8 protein-coding genes are annotated in these 13437 nt (G+C 75.0%); 2 read left to right on the top strand and 6 right to left on the bottom strand.

Annotation, left to right across the window (positions count from 1 at the left end; translation table 11 throughout):
• Positions 1–24: 24 nt before the first annotated feature.
• The 4 genes from ACFYWL_RS21555 to ACFYWL_RS21570 all read right to left on the bottom strand — a co-directional run bounded on the left by ACFYWL_RS21555 (position 25) and on the right by ACFYWL_RS21570 (position 8318).
• The gene (locus ACFYWL_RS21555) at positions 25–3519 is read right to left on the bottom strand and encodes a right-handed parallel beta-helix repeat-containing protein (protein ID WP_386975335.1); all 3495 of its coding nucleotides are present in this window, start codon (positions 3517–3519) and stop codon (positions 25–27) included.
• Positions 3516–5426, bottom strand: coding sequence for a hypothetical protein (locus tag ACFYWL_RS21560; RefSeq protein WP_386975337.1), 1911 nt, complete (start codon positions 5424–5426; stop codon positions 3516–3518). Before ACFYWL_RS21560 ends, ACFYWL_RS21555 begins: the two co-directional genes overlap by 4 nt.
• Positions 5423–6688, bottom strand: a complete 1266-nt coding sequence (locus ACFYWL_RS21565) for a hypothetical protein (RefSeq protein ID WP_386975339.1) — start codon at positions 6686–6688, stop codon at positions 5423–5425. The genes ACFYWL_RS21560 and ACFYWL_RS21565 overlap by 4 nt, the downstream gene beginning before the upstream one ends.
• An 85-nt stretch (positions 6689–6773) precedes the next feature.
• Positions 6774–8318 carry a glycosyltransferase family 2 protein gene (locus ACFYWL_RS21570; protein ID WP_386975341.1) on the bottom strand — a complete coding sequence of 515 codons (1545 nt, stop codon included), beginning with the start codon at positions 8316–8318 and terminating at the stop codon, positions 6774–6776.
• 164 nt (positions 8319–8482) lie between these two features.
• On the opposite strand from ACFYWL_RS21570, the gene ACFYWL_RS21575 reads away from it, so the two are divergent.
• Positions 8483–9031 (top strand): sigma-70 family RNA polymerase sigma factor, encoded by a 549-nt coding sequence (locus ACFYWL_RS21575; protein ID WP_386975343.1) that lies wholly within the window; start codon positions 8483–8485, stop codon positions 9029–9031.
• Between the two features lie 86 nt (positions 9032–9117).
• Positions 9118–10209: a sensor histidine kinase gene (locus ACFYWL_RS21580; RefSeq protein ID WP_386975345.1), complete on the top strand. Its 1092-nt coding sequence runs from the start codon at positions 9118–9120 to the stop codon at positions 10207–10209.
• Positions 10210–10261: 52 nt separating this feature from the next.
• On the opposite strand, the gene ACFYWL_RS21585 is transcribed toward ACFYWL_RS21580, so the two are convergent.
• Positions 10262–12622 carry a hypothetical protein gene (locus ACFYWL_RS21585; RefSeq protein ID WP_386975347.1) on the bottom strand — a complete coding sequence of 787 codons (2361 nt, stop codon included), beginning with the start codon at positions 12620–12622 and terminating at the stop codon, positions 10262–10264.
• Positions 12623–12626: 4 nt separating this feature from the next.
• Positions 12627–13292 (bottom strand): response regulator, encoded by a 666-nt coding sequence (locus ACFYWL_RS21590; RefSeq protein WP_386975349.1) that lies wholly within the window; start codon positions 13290–13292, stop codon positions 12627–12629.
• Positions 13293–13437: the final 145 nt, after the last annotated feature.

Consider the following 13437-nt stretch of genomic DNA (forward strand, 5'->3'; position numbering starts at 1 on the left):
CTTTTTCCGTATCCAGGCCAGGGGTCAGGCCGCGATGGCCGCCCGCACGTCGGCCGCGTGCAACTGGCGCATCTCCTCGACGGTCGGCGCGGCGGCCCCGCGCAACCGGTTGGCCTGCTTGGTCATGGTGCGTTCGAGCAGCTGGCGGGCGTACCGGCCGTTGCCGAAGGTCTCGTCCCGGGTCAGGCTCTCGAAGTGCTCGTACAGCAGGGGAATGCTGTCGTTGCTGAAGTCGAAGCCGCCGTCGCGGGCCAGCGTCTGCAGGATCGACACCAGCTCCGAGGAGGTGTACGACTCGAACGGGATCTGCCGGCTAAACCGGGAGGCCAGGCCCACGTTGTTGGCCAGGAACCGGCGCATGTCCCCGGTGTAGCCGGCCGCGATCACCACGATGTCGTCGCGGTGGTCCTCCATCAGCTTCACCAGTGTGTCGATGGCCTCCCGGCCGAAGTCGTTGCCCTGGCCGGTCAGCGCGTACGCCTCGTCGATGAACAGCACGCCGCCGCGCGCCCGGTTGAACACGTCGGTGGTCTTGACGGCGGTGTGCCCGACGTACTCGCCGACCAGGTCGGCCCGGGAGACCTCGACGAGCTGGCCGGTGCGCAGCACGCCCATCGCGTTGAGCAGCTGGCCGTACAGCCGGGCCACGCTGGTCTTGCCGGTGCCGGGCGGCCCGGCGAAGACCAGGTGCCGGGAGACCGTCGGAGTGGGCAGACCGGCCCGGGTCCGGGCCTCGGTGGAGGCGATCAGGTCGATGACGTCGGTCACCTCGCGCTTGACCGCGTCCAGGCCGACCATCGAGTTCAGCCGCCCGAGCAGGTCCTGGACGACCTGCGCCACGCCGGCCGACTCCGCCGGCCCGGCCGCCTGTTCGCCCAGGTCCTCCGGCAGCAGCCGGGCCAGTTCGAGGTCGCTGGCCTGCGGGTTGCTCGACAGCCGATACGCCTGACGCCCCAGCATGTCCTCGAAGACCTGCCGCGCCACGCGGGCGTTGCCGAAGGTCTCGTTGCGGGCCATCTCGCTGAAGTGCCGCACCAGAGCCTGCCGCGTCTCGTACTCCAGCGCGTAGTGGTGGGCGCGGCAGAGCCGCTCGACGATCTCGGCCAGCTCGTCGTCGGAATAGCTGTCGAACTGGACGGTGCGGGCGAAGCGGGACTCCAGGCCCGGGTTGGCGGCCAGGAAGGTCCGCATGTTCGGGCTGTAGCCGGCGACCACCACGACCACCTCGTCACGGTGGTCCTCCATCAGCTTGACCAGGGTGTCGATGGCCTCCCGGCCGAAGTCGTGGCCGCCGCCGCCCCCGCCGGACGAGAGCGTGTACGCCTCGTCGATGAACAGCACCCCGCCCAGGGCCTCCTCGAACCGGGCCGTGGTCTTCACGGCGGTGCCGCCGACGTGCTCGGCGACCAGGTCGCTGCGGGACACCTCGACCAGTTGCCCGCTGGAGAGCACCCCGAGGGCGGCCAGGATCCGGGCGAAGATGCGGGCCACCGTGGTCTTGCCCGTGCCGGGCGGCCCGGCGAAGACCAGGTGCCGGGACATGGGCGGCACGTGCAGCCCGGCCTCCCGGCGACGCTTGGCGATCTGGTTGAGCCCGACCAGGGTGGACACCTCGTGCTTGACCCCGGCCAGGCCGACCAGCCCGTCCAGTTCGCGCAGCAACGCGGCCACCGGTCCGTCCTCGGCCCGGCCGCCGCCCGTGCCACGGCCCGACGCCCCGACACTCGACGGCCCGCCGCCGGGCGCACCGGCGCCGGGACCGCCGTCGGCGGGCGTCAGGGAACCGAACGGCTCGACGCCGGACGGCGCGGGGCCCGGCGGGCGGGCGTCGGACGGCTTGCCGGGCGAAGTGAGGCCCGGACTGACGCCTCCGGTCGGGGCGGGCACCGAGCCCGGGGCGGCGTCGGCCGCCGGCGCGTCCCGCCGCCCGGCGGTGGGCGGCGGAAGAGAGATCGGACGCCCGTTGTGACCGGTGTCCACGTCGGACAGCTCGACGGCTGCGGTCGGGCTCGGCGCATCCACGGCGACGCCGCCGTTGCCGCGCACCACCCCGCCGCGCAGCCGCACCGGCGCGTTGGTCTCCACCAGGACACCCGGGCCCTGGTTGCCCACGATCTCGCAGTCCGACGCGGTGACGCTGCTGCCGGCGCCGGCCCGGATCCCGGGGCCGCGGCTGCCGCTGATCCGGCTGCGGGACACGGTGACCACGCTGGGGCCACCGGTCAGCAGGCCGGCTCCGGCCGACTCCTCCACGGCAGTCGAGGACAGGGTGGGGCGGGCGGTTCCGACCACCTCCACACCGACCCGGCAGCCGGTGAACCGGGAGTTGGACAGCGCGGCGGTCGCGTTGTCGGCGAGCTTCGCCCCGGCGGCCCGCGCCCCGACGACCTGCCCGTTGGAGAACCGGCCGGCGCCGCCGGTCGCGTGCAGGCCGTACCGGACGCCCTCGATGGACAGGTTGTGCAGGTGCGGATCGGCTTCCTGCTCGATCGCCACGCCGACGGGGACGTCGCGTACCCCCACCCCGTCCAGCCGCGCCGTCGACCGGCCGGTCAGGAACACGCCCGCGTCGGCGCAGCCCGCCACCGTCCCTCCGGTCAGGTGCGGCGCCGCCGCGTCGTTGACCACCACCCCGGCCGCGCCGCAGTCGCGCACCTCGCAGTTGGTCAGCTTCGGCCGGGAGGCGCCCCGGCAGTCGAGGCCGTGGCCGCGGGCCCGGGTGATGACCGTGTCGGCGAGCGTGGGCGCCGCCTGCCCCATGGTCACCACGGCGTGCACCCGGGTGTCCTGGATCTCGCAGTGCTCCAGCGCCGGGGCCGCGTCGTCGCTGGCGAGCAGCCCGACCTCGCCGCCGAGCACGAAGGTCCCGGCCAGGTACGGCCGGGCGGCCTGCTGCGCCACGACGGCGTACTGGCCGACCTCGTCGATGCGGCAGTTCTCCAGCCGCGGGGCGCTGACGCCCACCGCCAGCAGGGCCGCCTCCGCGATCCCCGTGAGCGTGCAGTCGCGGAACAGCGGGGCGCTCGGTCCGGACGTCAGGATCGCGTACTTGGCGATGTCGTGCACGCGCACGCGGGTGTACTCGCCCGCACCGGCCTCGTGGACGATGCCCGCGCCGCCGGAGTTGCTGATCGCGCCGCCGCGCATCTGCACGGTGCCGCCGCGCACGTGGACCGCGGCGGGCGCCGTGGCGTCGATGGTGCACGCCTCCAGGCGGACCCGGCCGGCGGCCACCTGGAGCAGCGGCATCCGCTCGTCGCCACCGCGGATGGCGATGTCCTGGATCAGGACCTCGCCGCCGGCGGCCAGGATGGCCGCGCCCGCGGGCACCTCGATGGTGACGGTGCCCGGGCCGTCCTCGGCGACCAGGACGACGTTCTGGCGGAACAGCGGTGCCTCGCGGTACACGCCGGGGCGTACCGCGACGGTGTCGCCGGGCGCCGCCGAGTCCAGTGCCCGGGCGATGTCGGTGAGGCATCCGGTGTCCCTGGCCGACACCGACAGCACGCTGGTGGTCACGAATCTGCTCCTTCATGGCTGTCGCCGGCCGGTCGGGGCTGGAGCGCGAACGGCCGGTCGCCGGCCGCGAGGCCCAGCGGCCACGGCAGCGGCGCGGGCGCCGCGCGTGGCGACTGTGCGGCGAGCGCGTCTCGCAGCTTGCCGGCCACCCGCTCGTCGAGCCCGCGTTCGTGGCTCCCGAAGACGATCTCCCGCAGCAGCACGCACGGCACGCCGTCCGGCCCCTCGTCGACGCCGAGGACCGCGAAGCGGGTGCCGGCGGCGAACATGGCCCGCCCGGCCCGGGCGTCCGGCCCGCCCGGGACACCCAGGTGATCCAGCCGCCGCGCGGTCGCCGACCAGATCGCGTAGCGGCCCGCGCCGCCCTCGGCGCCGCCGTTCACCGACACCGTGGTGAACGCCGGCTCCACGAGCAGTTCTCCGGGACCGTACCGGCCGGCCACCTCCAGCCCGGCGGGCACCGCGGCGAAGACCGGGCCGCCGATCGCCGGCAGTTGTTTCAGCCCCGCGCAGGCGCATCGGGCCAGCAACTGGACGTCGTCGTCGGGGGTGCCCCCGCCGCGCAGCGCGTCGTTGACCCGCTCGCCCACCCCGTCGAGCAGGGCCAGCACCGCGACGAGTCCGGCCGTCATGTCGTGCTCGCCGACCGCGCTGCGCAGCCCGGGGTGCAGCGACAGCGCCCGGGTCACCGTCCGCGAGTGTGCCTGGAACTTCCAGCCCAGCGCGGTGCGCAGCCGCTCCCGGTCCGCCTCGTCGGTGCGCGCCCGAATCCCGAACCACGCCGCCCCGGGCCGCTCGGCGCGTCGGGTCGGCGGCGGGCCGACCTCCGCGCCGTTGCCGGGGGCATCGGTGGCGGCCGGGCCGGCCGCGGGGGCATCGGTGGCGGCCCGGCCGGCCGCCGGGGCATCGGTGGCGGCCAGGCCGTTCACCGGGGCAGCCGCGGCGAGCGTGGCCACCGCGGCAGTCGAGGGGACGGCAGCGGTGGCGACGGCCAACGGCCGGCAGGTGTCCAGCTCCAGCCGGGGCGGCTGGAACTCGGGCAACACCATGCGCCGAATGCTGAGGTCGGGCCGGGGCACCTCGATCACCGGCACGGCCAGGCCGAGCACTCCCGACGCCGCTGGCGACGCCGCTTCCGCCTCCGCAGACGTCCCGCGCCCGGATTCCGGTGCCGCAGCGCGTGCCGTCGTCCCCGTCGAGCCGGCGGGCGACGGGGCGGTTCCCGGATCGGCGGCCACCGGCGGCGGCGACCCGGGCGGGGGCGACGACACCGGCGACGACGGCTGGCGGTTCTGGTTACGGCCGGACGGCCCGCCGGTCGGGCTCTGCCGGGCGCGTACCGGCCCGAGTGGGGGCAGCAGGGGACCCGCCGGCTCCGGCTCGTCCCCGCCGTCCGGACGCCAGCGCCAGAACAGCCCCTTCGTGGAGGCGCGCCCGAAGGTGAAGCGAATGGCGGCGTCCGAGGCGTAGACCGGTGCCCCCAGGTCGGCCGCGAGCTGGTGCAGCAACGGCCCGACCCCGTCAGCCGGCGCGGACCGCTGGGTGACCAGCAGCACCGGCCGGCCCCGCCACCGCGGGCAGTGCCAGATCGCCTGGGCCAGGTCGGTCGCGGCCAACGGCCGGCCGCCCAGCTGGAAGCCGGACGGGCCGGCCTCGACCCCGAGCGCGAACCAGCCCGCCGGGCCGGGGGTGACCGATCCCTGGGCCTCCCACGGCCCCGGATCGAGCGCCGGCACTCGCGGGCCGGCGCCCGGCAGGATGCGCGCCACCGCGGCACCCACGGCCTTCGACGCCTGGCGGAGGTACCGCGCCACCTGGTGTCCGGCCGGCACGCCCCCGGCTGGCTGCGGCAGTTTCCAGGACGACGGCAGGGGGCCCCGCTGCCGCAGGACGAGCATGTCGGTCACGGCGACACCGGCCGCGGCGTTGCGTGGTCGTGCCTTGCCTCGGTCGTCACGCCCGGCAGCTCCGGGTGGGCCGGCGGCACGCCGTCGGGCGACGGGAGGTCGGGCGAGGGGGGGTCGGCCGGCGGCGTCGGGTCGGCGTCGGCACCGGCTGCCGGCCAGAGGACCGCCTCGGCGTCGGGCCGGCACAGGTGCACCAGGGCACGGTGCACGGAGATCTCGTCCAGGGGCTCGGCGCGCTCGGCCCCGGTCAGGTGCGTGACCAACTCCGGATCCGGGGCCAGGCCGTAGTTCTCCAGGTAGTATCCGACCGCCTCGCTCCACAGCCAGGTCCCGTCGGTACGCAGGTGCATCGGCACCACGTCGCCCCGGTCCGGGGCCAGGATGTCGGCCATCGCGGCGCTGCTCCACGCGATGACCACCCCGCCGCGCAGCGCGGCGAGCAGTTCGTCGCGTTGCGCGGTGTCGGAGACCACCGGCCGGTTGCTGGCGAACCACGGGCCGCGTACCGGATCGACGCCGTCGAAGAGCCGGGCGGTGGCCACCGGCACGGCCGGCCGTACCGCCCACAGCAGCGAGCCGGACGAGCGGGCCAGGGTCTGGTAGAACGGCGCTCCCCCGGCCCAGCAGACCTCGACCTGGGCCTCGGCGTCTCCGGCGTCGACCATGCTCTGTCGCAGGCGTGCGCCGAGTGCGGGGAGGCCGCCCATCGTGTCGTCGACGCTGATCACGGCCACCCGTACCGGATCCTGCCAGGGGCGTGCGGTGTGCGGCATCCGCCACGCCCGCCACACGGCGCGTACCGCCGGGATCGCCGACGCCGCGGCCACCAGCGCCTGGTCGACCGGGTCGAGGGCGTCGACCGGATCGGCGCTGCGGTCCTGCGGGAGCACCATCGACGCCAGCTCCTCCTGCGTGGTCGGCAGGTCGGACAGGAACTGCCACGGCGCCTGCGGGCGGTCCCCACGCAGTTCCTCCAGCGCCAGGCCGAGGTCGAGGTCCCCGCCGCTGAGTGCCAGTTCCTCGCGCATCGCCGAGATCTCGTCGGCGTCCAGTTGCAGCGGCTGGGACACCGCCTCGAAGGCGAGCGCCTGCACGACGTCCAGCCGCCGGCCGGCGGCCAGCGCGTCCTTCGCGTCGGTCAGCACCCGGTCCGGCAGCGAGCCGGCCAACCGCAGCAGCAACGCGTGCATGCTCTCGTCACGATCGGCGGCCCGGGTCGGTTCCGGCGCCACATCCAGGTCCGTGTCCACGTCCACGGTCACCGCCCTCCTTCACCCCGTGCGGGGGTTCATCTGTGGCACGGCGGGAGCGCCCGCAGAGTTCACCCGTGTCACGGCCCGCATTCGCCTACTTGTGCCGCCACCACGACTCGGTGCTGGTCCGGTCGTCCTTGCGGAACTCCGTGCTGACCTGGCGGCCGTGCACGATCATTCCCGCGTACCAGGTGCGGGCCACGTAGTTGAACGGCCCCATGTCGAGCGGGCCGGCCTCCCTCGCGTTGGTGACGCAGAAGTCGAACATGTCCCGGCAGAACTCCAGCACCGTTTCCCGCCGGCCGCCGGTGAGCCCGCAGTTGAGCAGCGGGACACCCCGGTTGTCGGACAGGAACTGCAACAGCTTGGCGCTGCCGCCGTGCTGGTAGACCATCCACGGCATGCACAGCGGCGCCGGCTCGTCGCCCACGTACAGCCGGTCGTCCATCTCCGGGAACGGATCGCGCAGCATCTCCACGTCGGTGCCGTCGACGCACCACACCTGGTCGATCTCGGGGTGCTCGCGCAGGTACCGCCACCAGCACAGCCAGCGGTGGAAGTACGGCGAGCTGACCTCCCCGCCCGGCGTCACCCGGACGTGCGTCACCAGGTCGGTGTCCGGCTCGTCGAGGCAGTCGTGCAGCACCACCAGCCGCCGCCCGTGCCGCTCGACGGAGCGGCGCAACTCGGCCAGATCGTCGTAGTCCGGGGTCCAGGTGGTGCCGCGCTGCGGGTCGGGCCGCGCGGTGAGGTACGTGGTCAGCACGACGTTCTGCGCCGCCGCCGCGCCGACGGGGACGGGGCGGAACTCGCGGTACTCGGCCGAGGTGTAGCTGGCCTCCGACCGGGTCCTGAGGTCACGCACCAGGTGGAAGCGCTCGATGTCGGACACGCTGGAGCCGACCTTGGTACGCTCGTCGCAACTGAAGATGAGGTCTGCGCTGCCGACCACGTCGGCGAACCGGAACGAGGTCAGTCCGGCGTTGTAGATCCGGTTGGACAGGTCCACGTGCTCGTACCCCCACCGGCCGTACCGGGTGTCGTACCCGCCCACCCGGTCCAGCACCCGCCGCTCGAAGTAGAGCATGCAGCCGCGGGGATGGGTGTACGCCCGGTGCTGCGCGTCCCGGTAGATCTCCATCGAGTCGGTCAGCCGGCCACGCGCGGTGTCGGTGAAGATGTACATCAGGTGCGGCTCGGGACTGTCGACATACGGCCGCTCCCAGCCGTCCACGACCGGCCAGCAGTCGTCGTCGAACAGGAACAGGTGCGTACAGCCCCGCTCGACCAGCAGCTCCAGGCACTTGTTCTTGGCGCGGGCGATGCCGGCGTTGCTGTCGAAGCGGAACGTCGCCTCCTCCACCGGCTCGTCGCTGGCGTCGTCGACCACGACGATCGCGGCCCCGCTGGGCGCGTACTTGCGGATCGCCTCCAACGCGGTGCGGAACACGACGCCCCGGTTGTGCGTCGTGATCCCGATGCCCACCGCCGGAAAGTCCGTCTCCTGCATACCCACCTCTTCGGTCGGGCGCCACGGCGCCGCTGCTCGGGCCGCCGCCCGGCCCCGGTCCCGGCCGTCGCGGCGGTGCCGGACGACGTCGCCGCCCGCCTTCCGCCGCCGGGTCGCCAGGTCGTCCACCTGGGGCACGGCACCGGGGCGCCGCCGGGTTCACCGGTCGGGCCGCGAACCGGCGGCGGGGTGGCGGGGGCCGCGGGCGTCGCCGCCGGGCGTAGGGATAACCCTCTCCAACTCGCGGGGCCGCACCATGTCGGGCGACCGGCCCGTGGCGGCACTGTCAGGGCATGGCCGATCGAGTGCAGCGCAACCGACACAGCAGTGCGCCGGAGAGCGACTCCCGCCTGCGTGAACTGATGGACACCTACCAGCAACCGCTGCTGCGGTACGCGCAGCGGCTGACCGACGGCGACGCCGGACGCGCCGAGGACGCGGTGCAGGAGGCGTTCCTGCGGGCATGGAAGCACCTGGACCGGCTCACCGGCGACTACGGGTCGGTGCTGGGCTGGCTGCGCCGGGTGGTGCACAACCTGGTGATGGACGGGTACCGCATGAAGAAGGCCCGGCCGACCGAGGTGGACATCGAGAACGCCGCCGAGGTGGCCGCGGCGGACCCGATGGCCGGTGTGGTGGACTCCCTGCTGGTCGAGCAGGTGCTGCACGGGCTGTGGCCGGAGCACCGGGCCGCGCTGGTCGAGACGTACCTCAACGGCCGGACCGCGGCCGAGATCAGCGAAACGCTCGGGGTGCCGGTCGGCACGGTCAAGAGCCGGGTGCACTACGCGCTGCGGGCGGCCCGCAAGGCGACGACCAACCACCTGCTCTGCGCCGCGTGAGGCGTGGGACGCGACCGTGGCGGGGGCCCGTCGCGTCCCACGGCTCCGGCCGGCCCGGCCCGGTCGGAGCCGCCTACAGTGGCGGCATGCTCCGCTCGACGCAGCGAACCGACGGCCCGCCCCCGACGCCGAATCCGTCGGACCAGGTGGCACGGGTGGTCGACGCGGTACACGGCCTGCCGGGACGGCCGCTGCCAGCAGTGCAGGCCGAGGCCCTGGCCCGGGCGCTGGGTGGGTGCCTGGAGGCCACCAGGGTCACCATCGCGCTGTGGCTGCCCCAGCCGGCGGGCCACGACGTGGACGCGACGGCCGGACACACCGTGCAGGAACACCGGTGGGCCGCCACCGACGCCGAGGCGGTGCCCGTGAGCGGGGCGACGCCGGTGCGGCTGTGCGACGGCGAGCAGGTCCTGGCCGACCTCGTGGTCGAGCCGCCGGCGGCGGCCGAGCGGTTGCTCCGCTGGCCCGAGCTGTACGCGGTGACCCGCCTGCTGGTCAGCGACGTCCAGGCCCAGCTGATCGCCGCCGACGCCGAGAAGCTGATCGGCCAGAGCGACCTGCTGCTGGCCGACGCCCGGCTGCGGGCCGCCGGCGAGATGGAGCACCAGCGGTACCAGTTGGAGCGCGACCTGCACGACGGCGCCCAGCACCACATGGTCGCGTTGCAGATGTCGCTGGCCATGGTGGAGCATCAGCTCGACGCCGGCGACGCCGCCGAGGCGGGCCGGCACCTCGACCGGCTTCGGGAGTTGCTGGCCAGCACCGAGGAGGTGCTGCACACCACCGCGACCGGCCTGCTGGCACCGTTGGCCGACCACGGCCTGGTGACCGCGTTGACCGCCCGGCTGGGCACCCTCGACACGGTCACCCTGGACATCGACGCGCAACTGGCCGACCGCCGGTACCCGCCCGAGGTGGAGACCGCCGTCTACCTGACCTGCCTGGAGGCGGTCAGCAACGCGCACAAGCACGCCCCGGGCGCCGCGGTCACGCTGACGCTCCGCGTCTCCTGCCGGGGCCTGAGCTTCAGGGTGGCCGACACCGGGCCGGGCTTCGACACCGGCGGGCGGATGCCGCTGCGTCAGCTCGCCGCCCGCCTGGCCGCGGTCGACGGCACGCTGACGGTACGGTCCAGCCCGACCGCCGGCACGCTGGTCAGCGGGTTCGTGGCGAGCTGAGCCGTACCGCCGGCGCCTCCCGAGCCACCCGCCCGTGCGTGCCTCGCGCCGGTCAGTCGACGCCGCCGATGAGCAGGCGCTCGCACGTCCGGACCAGCAGCGCGCACGCACCGCGCCCGGCCGGTCCCGCGTCCGGCGCCATGGACTGGGTACGCCAGAACAGCAGCGCCCGGCTCGCGGCCCGGGTCACCTGGTCGGGGCCGGCGTCGCCGGCCAGGCCGAGCCGCGACCGCGACTCCGGACCGTGCGCGCCGAGCAGGCGCAGCGCCTCGTCGTGCCCGCGCGGCAGCCGGATCCGCCGGCCCTGCAACGCCTGCAACAGGTCCAGCTCGGCCACCTCGTACGCCCCCGCGACGGCCGCCTCCACCGCCCGGGCGAACCGATCGTCCAACTGCCCCGCGGCCAGGCAGGCCGCCAGCGCGCGCAGCGCCCACCGGGCGGTCGTCACCCCCGCCCAGGGGCGTACCCGGGCGCGCAGCGCCGCCTCGATCGCGGCACCGCCGCCCGGGGCCGCACGCCAGTCCACGACCGCGTCGCACATCGACCTCAGCTGCTGCTGTGATCCGGCCGTCGCGGCGGTGCCCTCGCGCAGCGCGCCGATCGCCACCGGGCAGAACCCGTCTCCGGCCGGCGACCGCAGGGCGGTCAGGAACTCCGACTCCGCCGTGCTGGCCGGCCCGGACAGCACCAGCACGACCGCGTCGGGGGGCCCGTCGGCGGTGCCCGACCAGCGGCGCAGCCGGGCCGCGAGGTCGGCGTCGACCCGGTCGCGGTGGTGCAGCAGCCGCAGCCCGCGCAGCGCGTCCACGGGTCCCTCGACCAGGATCCGGTCCACCCCGGCCGCCGCGCCCGGCCAGGCGACGCCGGACCGGTCGGGCAGCCGGACCGGCCGCCACGGCGCTGTCCCGGGAGCCGGGTCCAGCGTGACCCGCGGGTACGGGTGGTGCTGGTAACCGGTCGGCGGGACCGCCCCGACGGGTGGATCCCAGCGGGCGACACCGTCCGGCTCGCACAGCACCGACACCAGCTCGGGTGCCGACGCCCCGACCACCGCCACCCGGGTCCGGCCGTCCTGTCGGTCGATCGCGACCCGTAACGGCGGGCTGCCCGCGGGCGCCTCCCGGCTGGTCACGAGCAGGGTCAGCAGCCGGCGCGCGGTGACACCGGCCGGCAGCTCGGGCGCGACGACGGCGGCCTCGCCCGGCGGCGGCCCGGCCGGCTCCGGCACGGCGGTCTGCGGGGGCTCCGGACGGTCGCCGCCGAGCCGCTCCGGCAGCAGGATGTCCACCACGGTCGCCGCGCCCCGACCGGCCCGTTCCACCCGCAGCCGGCCGCCCAGCGCGGCCAGCCGCCGGGAGTCGTCCCGCAGCGCCGCGCCGACCCGGGCCGGGTCGGCGTCGGCCCGCTGCGCGCGGATCGTCAGCACGCCGTCGGACCGGCCCAGTTCCAGGTGCACCGGCTGCTCGCCACCGCTGACGCCCAGCGCCGCCGCCGCGGACACACCGGCCTGGTACAGCCCGGACTCGACCTCCCAGCCCTGCCGCCGGCCCAGTTCGCCGCGGAGCACCACCGGCACCGGCAGCGCGGCGGTGACCTCCTCCAGCGCCGCGCGCACACCGGTGCCTCGCAGCACCTGCGGGTACACCCCGCGGACGACGGCCCGGAACTGCTCGATCATCTCGCCCAGCCCGGCCCGGATGCCGCCGGCGATCGCCGTGGCCTGCGGTGAGCCGGCGCGCAGCGCCCGTTCCAGGTCCGCGGTGCGGTCCAGGATCGCCCGCAGTTGCCGGCCGGGCGTCGCGGTGACCGCGGTGGCGAGCCGGTCGCGCTCCACCGCCTGCACCGTCAGCAACTCCATCTGGGTCGCGCCGACCCGCCGTGCCGCCGCGTCGGCCCGGGCCCGTACGGCGGCGCAGGACGCGCGGTGGCTTGCCTGGCGCAGCAGCAGGCCGACGCAGACCGCCGTCTCGCCCAGCGGCGCCGTCTTGCCCAGCGGGTGCCGGGGATTCTCCGGGTGCGCCAGCACCAGCACCCCGCGCCGGGTGCCGCCGTCGGTCACCTCCGCTGCCGCGACCACACCGGACCAGCCCAGCAGCAGGTCCGGGTCGGCCACCAGCTCCGGCAACGCACCCGTCGCCCAGCGCCGGGAACGCCACGTGATCTCGGGCGTCCACGACGGGGCACCGGTGCCCGGCGGTGGTGCCGCCGGCAGCCACAGCGCCGCGTAGCGCACCGCGTGGGCCCGGGCAAGCTCGCGCAGCAGCGTACGCAGGATCGGCCGGTACCCGCCCAGCGGGTCCTGCGGCCCCGCGGGCGCGGGCAGCGCACCCGAGGACGCCAGCCGGGCCAGGACGGTGAACGGCCCCGCCGGGCCGGATGGGTCCGCCGGCTCACCGCCCGTGCTCCAGGGCACCGCGCTAGTCCGTCATCTGGCTCGAGCGCAGGTACGCGAGCACCGCCAGGACCCGCCGGTGGTGCGCGGCCGACTCGGCCGGCAGGTCCAGCTTGGTGAATATGCTCGCGATCCGCTTCTCGACCGTCTTGACCGACAGGAACAACTCCGTCGCGATCCCGGAGTTCGACCGCCCTTCCGCCATGAGTCGCAGCACGGTGCGTTCCTGCTCGGTGAGATCGGCCAGCACACTGCGCACCGGAGGGCTCGGCCGGTCCACCAGGTTGGCGGCCAGCGCCGGCTCGATCACGAACTCACCGGCGGCGATGCGTACCAGCGTGTCGGCGAGCACGGCCACCCCGGCCACCTGGTCCTTGAGCCGGTACCCGATCCGGTCGGTGCCGATCTCCAGCAGCCGGAACAGGTAGTGTGCCTCGGCGTGCTGGGACAGCAGCAGCAGCCCGACGTCCGGGTGCTCCGCCCGCACCCGCTGGGCGGTCTGCAGTCCGCCGTCGGCGCCTGGCGGCATCCGAATGTCCATGATGGCCACATCCACGGGGGTGTGGGCCAGCAGATCGAGCAGTCGATCGCCGTCCTCCACGCCGCCGACCACCCGGTGCCCGGCGGCGGACAGCAGCAGTTGCAGCCCCTCCCGGAACAGCGCGCCGTCGTCGGCCACCGCAACGTCCATGGCTCGCCTCCCCGATCCGACTACCCACGATCTTGTAGCTGGTCAATGCCGCGGCGTATCGTGATGCGCTGTTAACCAGCCACAACGTGGTGAATGGTAACTGCGGCAAGCCTGGCGAGGGGACAACTGGTATGTATGGAGTGGG

Origin of the sequence: Micromonospora sp. NPDC002575 (assembly GCF_042889525.1) — a bacterium.
Taxonomy (GTDB): Bacteria; Actinomycetota; Actinomycetes; order Mycobacteriales; family Micromonosporaceae; genus Micromonospora; species Micromonospora carbonacea.